This window comes from uncultured Sphingomonas sp. (genome assembly GCF_913777625.1).
Lineage (GTDB): Bacteria > Pseudomonadota > Alphaproteobacteria > Sphingomonadales > Sphingomonadaceae > Sphingomonas.
The window spans coordinates 12,226-27,338 of sequence record NZ_CAJYTI010000032.1 but is presented as its reverse complement, the minus strand read 5'-3'; the positions used below and the strand labels follow the sequence as shown (position 1 = coordinate 27,338).

14 protein-coding genes are annotated in these 15,113 nt (G+C 67.5%); 7 read left to right on the top strand and 7 right to left on the bottom strand.

The genetic code is table 11. The annotated features are described in order from the left end of the window. Nucleotides 1–11: 11 nt before the first annotated feature. Nucleotides 12–524, top strand: a complete 513-nt coding sequence (locus QZ814_RS15695; protein ID WP_294334117.1) for a hypothetical protein — start codon at nt 12–14, stop codon at nt 522–524. Between the two features lie 4 nt (nt 525–528). Here the strand turns inward: QZ814_RS15695 and QZ814_RS15690 are convergent, their stop codons facing one another. The 3 genes from QZ814_RS15690 to QZ814_RS15680 form a co-directional block, all read right to left on the bottom strand. Further along, nucleotides 529–1,626, bottom strand: coding sequence for an ATP phosphoribosyltransferase regulatory subunit (locus QZ814_RS15690; protein WP_294334115.1), 1,098 nt, complete (start codon nt 1,624–1,626; stop codon nt 529–531). A 22-nt stretch (nt 1,627–1,648) separates the two neighbouring features. Then, nucleotides 1,649–3,226 carry a phosphoglycerate dehydrogenase gene (serA, locus tag QZ814_RS15685; RefSeq protein WP_294334113.1) on the bottom strand — a complete coding sequence of 526 codons (1,578 nt, stop codon included), beginning with the start codon at nt 3,224–3,226 and terminating at the stop codon, nt 1,649–1,651. Between the two features lie 147 nt (nt 3,227–3,373). Beyond that, the gene (locus QZ814_RS15680; RefSeq protein WP_294334111.1) at nt 3,374–4,531 is read right to left on the bottom strand and encodes a phosphoserine transaminase; all 1,158 of its coding nucleotides are present in this window, start codon (nt 4,529–4,531) and stop codon (nt 3,374–3,376) included. Nucleotides 4,532–4,666: 135 nt separating this feature from the next. Between QZ814_RS15680 and QZ814_RS15675 the strand changes: the two genes are divergently transcribed. From QZ814_RS15675 to QZ814_RS15665, 3 genes are all read left to right on the top strand, one after another. Next, nucleotides 4,667–5,341, top strand: a complete 675-nt coding sequence (locus QZ814_RS15675) for a DUF4328 domain-containing protein (protein ID WP_294334109.1) — start codon at nt 4,667–4,669, stop codon at nt 5,339–5,341. Nucleotides 5,342–5,407: 66 nt separating this feature from the next. Further along, nucleotides 5,408–5,935: a hypothetical protein gene (locus QZ814_RS15670; RefSeq protein WP_294334106.1), complete on the top strand. Its 528-nt coding sequence runs from the start codon at nt 5,408–5,410 to the stop codon at nt 5,933–5,935. Nucleotides 5,936–6,032: 97 nt separating this feature from the next. Continuing rightward, nucleotides 6,033–8,021 carry an oleate hydratase gene (locus QZ814_RS15665; protein WP_294334105.1) on the top strand — a complete coding sequence of 663 codons (1,989 nt, stop codon included), beginning with the start codon at nt 6,033–6,035 and terminating at the stop codon, nt 8,019–8,021. 230 nt (nt 8,022–8,251) lie between these two features. Here the strand turns inward: QZ814_RS15665 and groL are convergent, their stop codons facing one another. Continuing rightward, a complete protein-coding gene (gene groL, locus QZ814_RS15660) occupies nt 8,252–9,886 on the bottom strand; it encodes a chaperonin GroEL (RefSeq protein WP_294334103.1) in 1,635 nt (544 codons plus the stop codon). Nucleotides 9,887–9,940: 54 nt separating this feature from the next. After that, the gene (gene groES, locus QZ814_RS15655; protein ID WP_010544804.1) at nt 9,941–10,228 is read right to left on the bottom strand and encodes a co-chaperone GroES; all 288 of its coding nucleotides are present in this window, start codon (nt 10,226–10,228) and stop codon (nt 9,941–9,943) included. Nucleotides 10,229–10,433: 205 nt separating this feature from the next. Between groES and sppA the strand changes: the two genes are divergently transcribed. The 3 genes from sppA to QZ814_RS15640 are packed head-to-tail and all read left to right on the top strand — an operon-like array spanning nt 10,434 to nt 13,311. Beyond that, the gene (gene sppA / locus QZ814_RS15650) at nt 10,434–12,335 is read left to right on the top strand and encodes a signal peptide peptidase SppA (protein WP_294334100.1); all 1,902 of its coding nucleotides are present in this window, start codon (nt 10,434–10,436) and stop codon (nt 12,333–12,335) included. Then, the gene (locus QZ814_RS15645; RefSeq protein ID WP_294334098.1) at nt 12,332–12,895 is read left to right on the top strand and encodes a GNAT family N-acetyltransferase; all 564 of its coding nucleotides are present in this window, start codon (nt 12,332–12,334) and stop codon (nt 12,893–12,895) included. Before sppA ends, QZ814_RS15645 begins: the two co-directional genes overlap by 4 nt. A gap of 8 nt (nt 12,896–12,903) precedes the next feature. Continuing rightward, nucleotides 12,904–13,311 carry a hypothetical protein gene (locus QZ814_RS15640; protein ID WP_294334096.1) on the top strand — a complete coding sequence of 136 codons (408 nt, stop codon included), beginning with the start codon at nt 12,904–12,906 and terminating at the stop codon, nt 13,309–13,311. 33 nt (nt 13,312–13,344) lie between these two features. Here the strand turns inward: QZ814_RS15640 and fabI are convergent, their stop codons facing one another. Continuing rightward, nucleotides 13,345–14,148 (bottom strand): enoyl-ACP reductase FabI, encoded by an 804-nt coding sequence (gene fabI, locus QZ814_RS15635; RefSeq protein ID WP_294334094.1) that lies wholly within the window; start codon nt 14,146–14,148, stop codon nt 13,345–13,347. Continuing rightward, on the bottom strand, nt 14,145–15,113 hold the full coding sequence (locus QZ814_RS15630; RefSeq protein WP_294334092.1) for a YihY/virulence factor BrkB family protein: 969 nt from the start codon (nt 15,111–15,113) through the stop codon (nt 14,145–14,147). Before QZ814_RS15630 ends, fabI begins: the two co-directional genes overlap by 4 nt.

The following is a 15,113-nucleotide window of genomic DNA, read 5'->3' as shown; positions in this document are numbered from 1 at the left end:
GGGGGCCATCGATGGAATCGCTGAAGATCATCGCATTCGCGACCTTGGCCGCGATCGTGTACGGTATCTTGCACGATCAGGTGACGGCGCATCTGTGCGTGGAATATTTCACGATCGCCCATCCGCCGGTGTTCCCCACGTCGTCGCCCTTCCTGCTCGCGCTCGGCTGGGGGGTGATCGCCACTTGGTGGGTGGGACTGCCGCTCGGGGTGCTGCTGGCGATCGTCGCCCGCGCCGGTGGTGCGCCGAGGCTGGTGCTTGTCGACCTGCGCGGCGCGATCCTGCGGCTGATGCTGGTGTCTGCGGTCGGGGCCCTGCTGGCCGGTATCGCCGGTGCGACGGCCACCACGATGGGCGCCGTCACTGTCTCGCCCTATTGGGCGAGCGTCATCCCGCCGGCGAAGCACGTCGCGTTCCTCGCCGACGCCTGGGCGCATGGCGCAAGCTATCTGATCGGTGCGATCGGCGGGCTGGTCGTCATCGGCTATGCGATCGCCCGGCGCAGGCAGCTGCGCCGGGCCTGACCGGTCAACGCGCGACCGGTACGCCGTCCCGCAGCTCGTGGCTGCACAGCTGGGCCTCGGGCGTGTCTTCCACCTCCAGCGCCGCGACCGTCACCCAGCCCTGCGCGCGCAGATCCGCGCCCGTCGCTGCATCGGTACCGAACGGCAGGAACAGCCGCCGCCGGGCATCTCCGCCGATGCCGGCGTCGAGGATCGAATCGGCGTAGAGCGAGAAACCGACCGCCGGCTCTTCGCGGCCGCCATCATGCACCACCGTATAGGTGCCGCCGCGACCGATCTCGCCACGCACGCCGCGGGCGAAGATCGAGAAGCCGAGCCAGGTCTGATATTCGAAGCCGTGGCGCTCGGTGGGGTCGAGCGTCAGTGCGACGCCGGGAGGGATGCTTGCGGCAATCGTGGCGAGGCCGTCGATGCGGCTGGCCAGCGCGGTGCCCGCATCGGTGCCGCGCAGCTTGGCCATCGCGCTGTCGAACGGGCCCGCCGCTTCGATCAGCGGCAGGTACTTGGGATCAATCGCGGCGACGCCGCCAGCATCCTTGGCGTCGAGCCGCTCGCGCAGTGCCGTGAGCTTCTCCGGGGGCAGCGCGCCGCCGGCCAGCGTATCGACCAGGTCGGGCAGGGTGAAATCGATGGCGAGGCCCTCGACGCCCGCCGATTGCAGCGCTTCGATCGCGACGCGGACGACTTCCATCGCGGCGGCCATGCTGTCGCGGCCGATCAGCTCGCAGCCGATCTGGCGCATCGCCCGGCGCGGATCGAGCGCGGGGGCCTTCAGCTTGAGCACCTGGCCCGCATAGCAGAGCCGGACGGGGCGCGGATGGTGGCCCATGCGGGTTGCCGCGATACGGCCCACCTGCGCGGTCAGGTCCGGGCGGATGGCGAGGCTGCGCTGCGACACCGGATCGACGAACCGCACCGCATCGCGCACCGCGCCGGTCTTGAGCCGGGTCGCCAGCTCGTCGGCGAACTCGGCGAGCGGCGGATCCACCTGTTCATAGCCATAGAGCCGCGCGAGACCCAGCACGCGCGTCTCGAGCCGCGCCGCGGCATCGGCGGCTGGCGGCAGGCGATCGTGAAACCCTTCGGGGAGGAGACCAGTCATATGGCCGCCTCCCCTAATCGGTTCAGAAGCCGAGCGCCATGGCGGTCTTCACGCCGGGCAGCGCGCGGACCTTGCCGAGCAGCGCGTCGTCCACCGCCTCGTCGACCGAGAGCAGCAGGATCGCCTCGCCGCCGGCCGAGCGACGGCCGAGGTGGAAGGTGCCGATGTTGACGCCCGCCTCGCCCAGCGTGGTGCCGAGCCGGCCGATGAAGCCCGGCGCGTCCTCGTTGACGATGTAGAGCATGTGCCCGGCGAGATCGGCCTCGACCTTGATGCCGAACAGCTCGACCAGGCGCGGCGCGGCGTTGCCGAACAGCGTGCCCGCCACCGAGCGGTCGCCCGCCTGGGTACCGACGGTCACGCGCACCAGCGTGTGATAGTCGCCCTCGCGGTCATGGCGCACTTCGCGCACGTCGAGACCGCGCTCCTTGGCGAGGAACGGCGCGTTGACCATGTTCACCGTGTCCGAATGGACGCGCATCAGCCCAGCGAGCACCGCGCTGGTGATCGGCTTCTGGTTGAGCTCGGCTGCGGCCCCCTCGACTTCGATGGCGATGCTGGTCAGCTCGCCATGCGCCAGCTGGCCGACCAGGCTGCCCAGCTTCTCGGCCAGCGCCATATAGGGCTTGAGCCGCGGCGCTTCCTCGGCCGAGAGGCTCGGCACGTTGAGCGCGTTGGTGACGCCGCCCGTGACGAGATAGTCGGCGAGCTGCTCGGCGACCTGGATCGCCACATTGACCTGCGCTTCGGTGGTCGAGGCGCCAAGGTGGGGCGTCGCAACGAAGTTCGGCGTGCCGAACAGCGGATGCTCCTTGGCGGGCTCCACCGCGAACACATCGAGCGCGGCGCCGGCGATATGGCCGCTCTCCAGGCCTTCCTTCAGCGCCGCCTCGTCGATCAGGCCGCCGCGCGCGCAGTTGATGATCCGCACGCCCTTCTTGGTCTTGGCGAGATTCTCGCGGCTCAGGATGTTGCGGGTCTGGTCGGTCAGCGGGGTGTGCAGCGTGATGAAATCGGCGCGCAGCAGCAGATCGTCGAGCGTCATCTTCTCGACGCCCATTTCGAGCGCGCGCTCGGGGGTCAGGAACGGATCATAGGCGATCACGCGCATGCGCAGGCCAATGGCGCGGTCGGCGACGATCGAGCCGATATTGCCCGCGCCGATCAGGCCCAGCGTCTTGCCGGTCAGCTCGACGCCCATGAAGCGGTTCTTCTCCCACTTGCCGGCCTGGGTCGAGGCATCCGCCTCGGGCAGCTGGCGGGCGAGCGCGAACATCAGCGCGATCGCATGCTCGGCGGTGGTGATCGAGTTGCCGAACGGCGTGTTCATCACCACCACGCCCTTGGCCGAGGCGGCGGGGATGTCGACATTGTCGACGCCGATGCCGGCGCGGCCGATCACCTTGAGGTTGGTGGCGTGCTCGAGAATGTCCTTGGTGACCTTGGTCGAGCTGCGGATGGCGAGGCCGTCATAGTTGCCGATGATCGCCTTCAATTCGTCCGGGGTCTTGCCGGTGATCTCGTCGACCTCGACGCCGCGCTCGCGGAAGATCTGCGCGGCCTTGGGGTCCATCTTGTCGGAAATCAGTACCTTCGGCATGGAATTGCTCCTGCTTGCCACCCTCTCCCCACCGGGGAGAGGGCCGGGGAGAGGGGGAATGTGTCTTGAACCTGATACATCGGGGGAGAAGGCAACGTCCTGCCCCTCTCCCAACCCTCTCCCCGGCGGGGAGAGGGCTTTAGAAGGTCAGCCCGCCTTGGCGGTGGCGTAGGCCCAGTCGAGCCAGGGGCCGAGCGCTTCGATATCGGCGGTGTCGACGGTCGCGCCGCACCAGATGCGGAGACCCGCCGGCGCATCGCGATAACCGGCCACGTCATAGGCCGCGCCTTCCTTTTCGAGCAGGCCGGCGAACTTCTTGATGAAGTCGGCATCGGCGCCCTCGACCGTCAGGCACACGCTGGTGCGCGAGCGGATCGCCGGATCCTCGGCGAGATGGCCGAGCCAGTCGCGCTCGGCGACGATCTTGTCGAGCGCGGCGGCATTGGCGTCCGAACGGGCGATCAGCCCCTCGGCGCCGCCCAGGCCCTTGCCCCATTCGAGCGCGAAGATCGCGTCTTCCACCGCCAGCATCGACGGCGTGTTGATCGTCTCGCCCTTGAACACGCCCTCGGCGAGCTTGCCCTTGGAAACGAGGCGGAACACCTTCGGCAGCGGCCAGGCGGGGGTGTAGGTTTCGAGCCGTTCGACCGCGCGGGGGCCGAGGATCAGCACGCCATGCGCGCCCTCGCCGCCCAGCACCTTCTGCCAGGAGAAGGTGGCGACGTCGATCTTGTCCCAGGGCAGGTCATAGGCGAACACCGCCGAGGTGGCGTCGGCGAAGCTCAGGCCTTCGCGATCGGCGGCGATCCAGTCGCCGTTCGGCACGCGCACGCCCGAGGTGGTGCCGTTCCAGGTGAACAGCACGTCGTTCGACCAGTCGACGGCGTCGAGGTCCGGCAGCTGGCCGTAATCGGCGCGCAGCACGGTGGGATCGAGCTTGAGCTGCTTGACCGCATCGGTGACCCAACCCTCACCGAAGCTTTCCCAGGCGAGCGTGGTCACGGGGCGGGCGCCCAGCATCGTCCACATCGCCATTTCGAAGGCGCCGGTGTCCGAACCCGGCACGATGCCGATGCGGTGCGTGTCCGGCAGGCGGAGCTGCTCGCGCATCAGGTCGATGCAATGTTGGAGGCGGGTCTTGCCCAGCTTCGAGCGGTGCGAGCGGCCGAGCGACTCGACGGCGAGCTTCTCGGGCGACCAGCCCGGGGGCTTGGCGCAGGGACCAGAGGAAAAATAGGGACGCGCCGGTTTGGTGGCGGGCTTCGCAGGCGCAAGGGTAGCGTCGGCGGCAGTCAAATCAGTCATGTAGACTCTCCTCACAGAGAGCACGCGCGGCGTTGGGACCGCGTGGCCCGTCGACGGCCCTAGCGGCAGGCGTGGGATTGTCAATCTCGACATTTACCCGCTACCCCACATCCACGGGAAGCAATTGGGGGGAGTATGAAGACGCGCGACTATCGGCGAGATGTCGATTCTATCCGGCCGTTGGTCGTTTGCGGCACGGTCCTCTTCTTGCTCGGCTGGGGATTGTATGTCTTCTTCCAGGTCGATCTGGCTCTTACCCTGAAGATGTTGCTGCAGCAGGGCGCCGACGAAGCGACTTTAGAGGCTGCCATAGGCGATGCGGCGCCCCGAGGCATGGTCATCCTGCTCGCCACGCTCGGCATGGTGCCGTGCGGGATCGCAATCTACCGCGCGACCCGGACAGCGCATGCCGTGGACGCGGATGCGATGACGATTTCGCCTGGGTGGAGCATCGGGTGGTTCTTCGTCCCCTTCGCCAACCTGTTGATGCCGTTTCGGGCGCTCGCCGAAACGTATCGCGTCAGCATCGGGGATGCCGATGGGGGTTACAATGATGGCAATCTACCTTGGCAGATGCAATATTGGTGGGGACTTTGGGTCTGCTCCCGCATCATCGGGGCCTTTGCGACGCTGGTGACAAGTCGATCGCCCTCCGACATCGCCGGTTTGGGAACGCTGCTGGTCGAAGTCGGCACCTTCCTCGTCGATATTGTGACCGCAGCGCTGTTCGTGTGGGTCATGTTGCGAATCGCGCTGAACTTGCGCGTACGACTTGCCGTCGCGGAAGCTCCGTCAGAGGGGGGCGTTTAACGGTGGAACTATCGCCCCGCTGATCGCTTTGCTGCGCAGTATTGCAGGACAACGAGGAGATCACCGATGCGCACCATTCTGGCTGCCGGGCTGGCCGCCCTGCTGATCACGACACCCGGCGCCGCGCAGCAGCAGAAGGAAAGCGTGGGCGACGGCGCGCAGGCGCCGCTGCGCGATCTGCGGATCAACGAGAAGAAGATTCCGGACGTGCTGCTGCTGGCGGCCTCCGCGCCCTATTCGTCGCAGGGGACGAAGAGCTGCGCGCAGATCCGCGCCGGGATCGCCAATCTGAACGCCGTGCTCGGCACCGATGCCGATGCGCCGGCGGCCAAGGGCGGCAATGGCGGTGCGATCGCGGCGGCGGGCAGCCGGGCGATCGTCGGCGCGCTGATCCCCGGCTTCGGGCTGGTGCGGATGGTCACGGGTGCCGACAAGCAGGAGAAGCGGGTGACTGCGGCGCTCTATGGCGGCACCATCCGCCGCGCCTATCTGAAGGGTCTCGGCGTCTCCAAGGGCTGCCGCCCGCCGGCCGCACCCGCCGCTGCGGCGCGTGCTGCGGTGCCGACGCTGCCGGTCGAAGAGAAGAAGAAGTAAGCCGCGGGCAGGGCAACCTGCCAACATTACGAATACGCAAAGATGCAGATCTGCCTGAATCCGGCGGGGTATCCCACCGGACTCAGGAGATCGCATCATGACTCGCGCCACCCCCGCCTGGCTCGACGCGCCGGCGAACGCCGCGCCGCACGGCTTCGAGCATGCGCCGGACACCACCGCCCGCTATTGGAGCCAGCAGCCCGAGAACACGCTGCCCCCGCCCGATTTCTGGAGTCCCTATGCCCGCAACCGGCCGCTGCCGACGCCGGGCGTGGAGAATCGCAAGGCCTGGATCGTCGGCAGCGGCATCGCCGGGCTCGCCGCTGCCTTCTACCTGATCCGCGACGGCCATATGCCGCCTGCCAACATCACCGTCCTCGACGCCGGGCAGGTGGAGGGCGGCTCGCTGGACGGCGCCGGCGATGCGGAACGCGGCTATCTGATCCGCGGCGGCCGCGAGATGAACTGGAACTACGACAATCTGTGGGACCTGTTCCAGGACGTGCCTGCGCTGGAGCTGCCTGCCGGCTATAGCGTGCTCGACGAATATCGCTGGGTGAACGACCGCGACCCCAATTATTCCAAGGCCCGGCTGATGCACCAGCGGGGGGTGATCAAGGATTTCCGCACCTTCGGCCTGTCGCGCAAGGACCAGTGGGAGATCGTCCGGCTGCTGCTCAAGCGCAAGGACGAGGTGAACGACCCCACGATCGAACAGTATTTCAACAAGGGATTCTTCGAGACCAATTTCTGGGCGCTGTTCCGCACCATGTTCGCGTTCCAACCGTGGCACAGCCTGCTGGAAATGAAGCTCTACCTCCATCGCTTCCTCGATTCGGTGGACGGCTTTGCCGACATGTCGGTGGTGGTGTTCCCCAAATATGATCAGTTCGACAGCTTCGTCCGGCCGCTGACCAAGATGCTGCGGGAGCAGGGCGTGCGCTTCCAGTTCGACACCCGCGCCTATGATCTCGACTTCGCAGTCGAGGGCGAACGGCGTACCGTTACCGGGATCCGGGCGATGGTGGACGGCGCGGCGACGATGCTGCGGGTGGCAACGGAGGACCTCGTCTTCGTGCTGCCGGGCTCGATGACCGAGGGCACCGCCTATGGCGACCTGGACCAGGCGCCGGTGCTGGCGCGCGGACGCCACGATCCCGGCGCGGACAGCGACTGGACGCTGTGGCGCAACCTCGCCGCGCAATCGCCGATCTTCGGCAAGCCGGACAAGTTCTGCGGCGACGTCGCCCGCTCGATGTGGGAATCGGCGACGCTCACCTGCCGCCCGTCGCCGCTGGTCGATCGACTGAGGGAACTCTCGGTCAACGATCCCTATTCGGGCCGCTCGGTTACCGGCGGCATCATCACCTTCACCGATTCGAAGTGGCTGCTCAGCGTCACCTGCAACCGCCAGCCGCATTTCCCCGACCAGCCCGAGGACGTGCTGGTGCTGTGGGCCTATGCGCTGCGGATGGACGTGGCGGGCGACACGGTCACCAAGGCGATGCCCGACTGCAGCGGGCGCGAGGTACTGGCGGAACTTTGCCACCATCTCGGCATCGCCGACGACCAGGTGGCGGCGGTGACCGAAGCGACCAAGGTCCGCCTCGCGCTGATGCCCTACATCACCGCCGAGTTCATGCCGCGCGCGGCGGGGGATCGGCCGGCGGTGGTGCCGCAGGGCTGCACCAACCTCGCGCTGGTCGGCCAGTTCGTCGAGACGGCGAACGACATCGTCTTCACGATGGAAAGCTCGATCCGGACTGCGCGACAGGGCGTCTACACGCTGCTGAACGTGCTCAAGCAGGTGCCGGACATCAGCCCCACCCAGTACGACATCCGCAACCTGCTGCGCGGGGCGCGGGCACTCAACAATGGGGTGCCGTTCCCCGGTGAGCGGCTGCTCCACCGGCTGCTTGGCAAGAGCTATTTCGCGCACATCCTGCCGCCGCTGCCCGAGAAGGACGGGGACGCACTCCACCGGGTGGAGGAGGAACTGGCCGGGTTGTTCGGGCGGGGAAGCCAGATGGTGAGCGAGGCGGCTGATGCCGTGCGGGGGTGGATGGCCGGGCTGAAGGAGCGGTAACGCCGCACGTCCGTCACCCTCACCCTTCCCACCGCCTGCGGCGGCGGGCCAGCATCGGGTCGGCCATGCCCCCGGCATGGCCTGAACAGCGCGGGGCGCTGTTCACCCGATGCTCCTCTCCCATTGGGAGAGGGAGGGAGGCGCGAAGCGCCGGAAGGGTGAGGGTGACCCAACGAAAAAAGGGCCGGCGGATCGCTCCGCCGGCCCCTCTTTTTGCGTCGGGCGCGGACTTAGAAGTCCATGCCGCCCATGCCGCCCGGCATCGCCGGGGCTGCGGGCTTGTCGTCCGGCAGCTCGGCAATGGTGGCTTCGGTGGTGATCAGCAGGCCGGCGACCGAAGCCGCGTTCTGCAGTGCGGTGCGCACCACCTTGGTCGGGTCGATCACGCCGGCAGCCACGAGGTTCTCGTAGGTGTCGGTCGCGGCGTTGAAGCCGAACGAGGTGTCGTTCTGGTCGAGCAGCTTGCCCGAGACGACGGCGCCGTCCTGGCCCGCGTTGCTGGCGATCTGGCGAACCAGCGCGGTCAGCGACTTGCGGACGATGTCGATGCCGCGGGTCTGGTCCTCGTTCGCGCCGGTCAGGCCTTCGAGAGCCTTGGTCGCATAGAGGAGGGCCGTGCCGCCGCCGGGGACGATGCCTTCTTCAACGGCCGCGCGGGTCGCGTGCAGCGCGTCGTCGACGCGGTCCTTGCGCTCCTTCACCTCGACTTCGGTCGCACCGCCGACCTTGATCACGGCCACGCCGCCGGCGAGCTTGGCGAGACGCTCCTGGAGCTTCTCGCGGTCGTAATCGCTGGTGGTGACTTCGATCTGCTGGCGGATCTGCTCGGTGCGGGCCTTGATCGACTCGGCTTCACCGGCGCCATCGACGATGGTGGTGTTGTCCTTGTCGATGGTGACGCGCTTGGCGGTGCCGAGCATGCCGAGCGTGACGGTCTCGAGCTTGATGCCGAGGTCTTCGCTGATCACTTCACCCTTGGTGAGGACGGCGATGTCTTCCAGCATCGCCTTGCGACGATCGCCGAAGCCCGGAGCCTTGACCGCTGCGACCTTCAGGCCGCCGCGCAGCTTGTTGACGACCAGGGTCGCCAGCGCTTCGCCTTCGATGTCCTCGGCGATGATCAGCAGCGGGCGACCCGACTGCACGACCGCCTCGAGGATCGGCAGCATCGACTGCAGGTTCGACAGCTTCTTCTCGTGGATCAGGATGTACGGATCGCTGAGCTCGACCGCCATCTTCTCCGGGTTGGTGATGAAGTAGGGCGAGAGATAGCCGCGATCGAACTGCATGCCTTCGACGACGTCGAGCTCGAATTCGAGACCCTTCGCCTCTTCGACGGTGATCACGCCTTCCTTGCCGACCTTCTCCATCGCCTCGGCGATCTTCTCGCCGACTTCACGGTCGCCGTTCGCCGAGATGATGCCGACCTGGGCGACTTCCTGCGAACCCGAAACCGGCTTCGAGCGCGCCTTGACGTCCTCGACGACCTTGGTGACGGCGAGGTCGATGCCACGCTTCAGGTCCATCGGGTTCATGCCGGCGGCCACCGACTTCATGCCCTCGCGGACGATCGCCTGCGCCAGAACGGTCGCGGTGGTCGTGCCGTCGCCGGCGATGTCGTTGGTCTTCGAGGCCACTTCGCGCACCATCTGCGCGCCCATGTTCTCGAACTTGTCCTTGAGCTCGATTTCCTTCGCGACCGACACACCGTCCTTGGTGATGCGGGGCGCGCCGAAGCTCTTCTCGATCACGACGTTGCGGCCCTTCGGGCCCAGCGTGACCTTCACCGCGTCGGCGAGGATGTCGACGCCGCGCAGGATGCGCTCACGAGCGTCGCGCGAAAACTTTACGTCCTTGGCTGCCATGGGACTGCCCTTTCAATCTGCGGAAGTTTAGGAAGTTTAGGGTAAACGACGTGCTCAGCCGACGATGCCGAGGATGTCGCTTTCCTTCATGATCAGCAGGTCTTCGCCGTTCACCTTCACTTCGGTGCCGGACCACTTGCCGAACAGGATGCGGTCGCCCGACTTCACGTCGAGCGGGGTCACCTTGCCATCTTCGGCCTTGGTGCCGGTGCCGACGGCGACGACTTCGCCTTCCTGCGGCTTTTCCTTGGCGGTGTCGGGGATGATGATCCCGCCGGCGGTCTTTTCCTCGGCTTCGACGCGGCGGACGAGCACGCGGTCGTGCAACGGACGGAAGTTCATTGCCTGATCCTCTTTCAGGTGGATTTCGGTGTTTAGCACTCGGTCCCCCGGAGTGCTAACGGCATGGATATGTGGAGGCAGTTTCGCTTCGTCAACGGGTGCGACGGGAACTTTTTTCGGCGTGTTGGGCCGATAATACGGGTCGTTTACTCCGCCCGGCGCATCCGGTAGCACAGACCCAAGAATACGCTTTGAGGAGCCGCCGGTGAAGCTGGTTCGTACCGCCTGGAAGATACTCGTCGGAATCAAGGACCTGCTCGTCCTCGTTCTGCTCCTTCTGTTCTTTTCGGCGCTGTTCGCGGCGCTCTCCCACCGGCCGACGCCCGCGACGATTCGCGACGGCGCGCTCGTCGTCGCGTTCAACGGCGCGCTGGTCGAGCAGCCGAGCGAGGCCGATCCGCTCGCCAGCGTCAGCGGCCGCCGCGCCGCCGGTCAGGTGAGCGCGCCGGACGTGATCCGTGCGCTCGATGCCGCCAAGGGCGATGCCCGGGTGAAGGCGGTGGTGCTCGATCTCGACAGCTTCCTCGGCGGCTATCCCGCCACGGTGAGCGAAGTCGCAGCGGCGGTGGGCCGCGTCCGCGCCGCCGGCAAGCCGGTGCTCGCCTATGCCACTGCCTATACCGACAGCGGCTATGCGATCGCGGCCAATGCCAGCGAGATCTGGGTCCATCCGATGGGCGGATCGCTGTTCATGGGGCCGGGCGGGCGCCAGCTCTATTACAAGGGCCTGACCGAGAAGCTGGGCATCAACGTCCATGTCTATAAGGTCGGCAAGTTCAAGTCGGCGGTGGAGCCCTATATCCGCGCCGACATGTCGCCCGAGGCGCGCGAGGCCAATACCGCGCTCTACAGCGGCCTGCTCGACCAGTGGCGCGACGGCATCCAGAAGGCGCGCCCCAAGGCGCGCATCGCCGAGTTCCTGATGAAGCCGGATGTCGCGATCACCGCCGCCAAGGGCGACATGGCCGCCGCCAACCGCGCCTATGGCCTGGTCGACCAGCTCGGCGACCGCATCGCCTTCGGCGCGCACGTCGCGCAGCTGGTGGGGGCGCCGAGCGGCGCCCGCGCGGGCAACTTCAACAGCATCAAGCTGGCCGACTGGCTGCAGGCCAATCCGCGCCCGACCAGCGGCGACGCGATCGGCGTGATCACCGTCTCCGGCGAGATCGTCGACGGCAAGGGCGGCGCCGGCAGCGCGGGCGGCGACACGATCAGCAAGCTCGTCCTCGACGGGCTGAAGGACGGCAAGCTCAAGGCGCTGGTCGTCCGTGTCGATTCGCCGGGCGGCTCGGCGATGGCCTCGGAGCAGATGCGCCAGGCGATCCTCCAGGCCAAGGCGCAGAAGCTGCCGGTGATCGTCTCGATGGGCGGCCTGGCCGCCAGCGGCGGCTATTGGGTGTCTACCGCCGGCGACGTGATCTTCGCCGAGCCGAACACCATCACCGGCTCGATCGGCATTTTCGGCATCATCCCGACCTTCGAGAACACGCTGGCCAAGATCGGCGTGACCACCGACGGGGTGCAGAGCACGCCGCTCACCGGCCAGCCGAGCATCTATGGCGGCACCAACGCCACGGTGGACACGATCCTGCAATCGGCGATCGAGGCGGGCTATGGCCGCTTCGTCGGGCTGGTCGCGGCATCGCGCAAGCTCACGCCGCAGCGGGTCGACGAGATCGGCCAGGGCCGCGTCTGGATCGGCGGCATCGCCCGCCAGCTGGGCCTGGTCGACCGCTTCGGCGGGCTGAACGACGCCATCGCCGAGGCGGCGAAGCGCGCCGGGCTCGATCCGGCCAAGGTGCGGCCGGTGTTCCTCGTCAAGAAGCCCAACGCCTTCGCCGCCGCGGTGGCGGCGGGCCTCGGCTCGCTCGGCAACGACGATGACGATGACGGCAACTGGGCCGATGCGCCTGCGGGGTCGGATGCCTATGCCCGCATCGCCGAGGAGCGCCGCGTGCTGCTGGCGCAGGCGCTGGGCGATGCCAAGCGGCTTACCGCGAGCGGTTCGGTGCAGGCGCGCTGCCTCGAGTGCATGGCGCTGGGCGTGCCGAGCGCGCAGCCCGGCGACCTGGCGCTGCTCCAGTTCGCGCTGGGGGCCGCCAAGTGATCGGCATCCGCGCCGCAACGCCGGAGGATGCCGTCGCGATCGCCGCGATCTATGCGCCGAACGTGCTCACCGGCACCGCCTCGTTCGAGATCGAGCCGCCCGATGCCGCCACGATGGCGGCACGGATGGCGTCGAGCGAGGGGCTCTATCCCTGGCTGGTGGCCACCAATGGCGACGGCGCGGACGGTGGCGTCATCGGCTATGCCTATGCCAGCAAGTTCCGTGATCGGCCGGCCTATCGCTATGTCGTCGAAAGCTCGATCTACATGGCGGATACCGCGCAGCGGCGCGGCGCCGGGCGGCTGCTCTACGAGGCGCTGGTCGATACGCTGCGCGCGCAGGGCTTCGTCCATGCCTTCGGGATGATCACGCTGCCCAACGACAATTCGATCGCGCTGCACGAGGCGGTGGGCTTTCGTCGCACCGGTGTGTTCCGCGAGGCCGGCTACAAGCACGGCCAGTGGATCGACGTCGGCATCTGGCAGTGCGAGCTGAACGAGCCTGCCCGCCCGCCGGTCGAGCCGCGTCCGTTCCGCGAACTCGGTGTGGTGCGCGCCTGAAGCTTCGCATGTCGGAGCCTGCATCCGCGCTACACGGTGTCACCTTCGATCTGCGCGTCGATCCGGCGCAGCGGCTGATCCATGCCACCGTCGGCGGGATTCTCTCGCCCGAGGATATCGGCTGGATCGCCGAGGACGTGCGGGCGGCGATCCTGTCCCTGGGAGCCGATGCCGGGCGGCACCGCACGCTCTACGATGCGCGCGGCGTGGCGGTGCTGCCCCAGGCGGCGACCGACATGGCGTTGCGCAACCTGCGCGGCGACGCGCCGCAACTCTGGGCCGACCGGCTGGCCTTCGTCGCCGCGACCGCGCTCACCCGCCGTCAGCTCCGCCGCATCGCCGAGGCGCGGCCCGGCGCCGCGGTGTTCGACGATGTCGACACGGCGCTGGCGTGGCTGCTGCGCGAAGGGGATTGAGCGATGGGGCGGCGGATGCCGCCCCATCGCGGTTCATGCGAGCGCGATGTCCGGCGCGTCCTCGGCCTTCATGCCGATCACGTTGTAGCCGGCATCGACATGGTGGATCTCGCCGGTGACGCCCGAGGCGAGGTCCGAGAGCAGATACAGGCCGGCGCCGCCGACGTCCTCGATCGTCACGTTGCGGCGGAGCGGCGAGTTCAGCTGGTTCCACTTGAGGATATAGTTGAAGTCGCCGATGCCGCGCGCCGCCAGCGTCTGGATCGGGCCGGCCGAGATCGCGTTGACGCGGATGTTCTCGGGACCCATGTCCATGGCGAGATACTTGACCGAGGTCTCGAGCGCCGACTTGGCGACGCCCATCACATTGTAGTGCGGCACGACCTTCTCGGCGCCGTAATAGCTGAGCGTCAGCAGGCTGCCGCCGTTGGGCATCATCTTCTGCGCGCGCTGTGCGACCGCGGTGAAGCTGAACACCGAGATGTTCATCGTCATCAGGAAATTGTCGAGCGTGGTGTCGTAATAGCGCCCGCGCAGCTGGCTCTTGTCCGAAAAGCCGATCGCGTGGACGACGAAATCGATCGTCGGCCAGCGCGCCGCCAGCGTCTCGAACGTGGTGTCGAGCGCGTCCATGTCGGCCACGTCGCAATCGATGAGGAAATCGGAGCCGACCTGCTCGGCCAGCGGCTTCACCCGCTTGAGCAGCGCATCCCCCTGGTAGGAAAAGGCCAGCTCCGCACCCTGGGCGTGCAGCGCCTTGGCGATTCCCCATGCCAGCGATTTGTCGTTGGCGAGGCCCATGATGAGCCCGCGCTTCCCTTGCATCAGTCCGGTCACGTCTTCTGAATCTCCTGTCCTTGGTCCCCCTCTAGACCGGGATCGGGCACTTCCGCCAGAGCGGCGTTCAGCTCCGCCCCGACGACGAGGCCGAGACCCACCAGGAAGAAGAAGATCAGCGAGACCATCACGCCCGCCAGGCTGCCATAGGTGGCGCCGTATCCGCCCATGGTGGCGAGCACCCAGGGCAGCACGCCGGTCACGGTCAGCCACCACAAGGTGGTGCACAGCGCGCCGGGCCATTTCGGATAGCGCCGCGAGCGGTAGCGCGAGGGGGTGAGGGCGAAGAACAGCACGTACAGCGCGCCGAACAGCGCGAACGCCGGCACCGCCTTGCCTGCCGAGGCGAAGCGCTGTGCCTCGGTGGCGAGCGGCAGGATGCGGTAGAGAAACTGCTCGATCCCGGTCAGGATCACCTGGAAGGCGAAGGCGAGCATTACCATCAGCACCGCCGCCACGATCATGCCGATCGCGCCGAGGCGGTAGCGCCAGAACGGCTTGTCCGAGGAAACGCCATAGGCCTGACGGACGATGCCGCGGATCGTCTCGATGAAGCCGGCGGTGGTCCACAGGCCGACCAGCCCGCCGAACCAGAGCAGCCCGCCGGTGCTGCGGGTATGGAGCACCTCGATGACGGGGTCGCGCAGCAGCTTTGCGACGTCGGGCGGCACGGTCTGCAGGAACGCCTCCAGCGCGTGTACGCCGGTGCCCGTGCGGCCGACCAGGCTGGCCAGGGCCGTCGCGACGATGAAGAAGGGGAACAGCGTTACCAGCGAGAGATAGGCGAGGTTGCCCGCATAGGTGAAGCCCTCGTTGAACGTCCCGATCGCGACGCGCTTGGCGATTTCGAACATGCGTTCGGTCACGCCCAGCTCGGCCAGTCGCCGCGGCACCTTTCCGCTGACGCCCAGCCGCCGTGCCTCGGGCGACTGGGGCGAGATCGAAGTGCGCATCGGTTCGTCCAC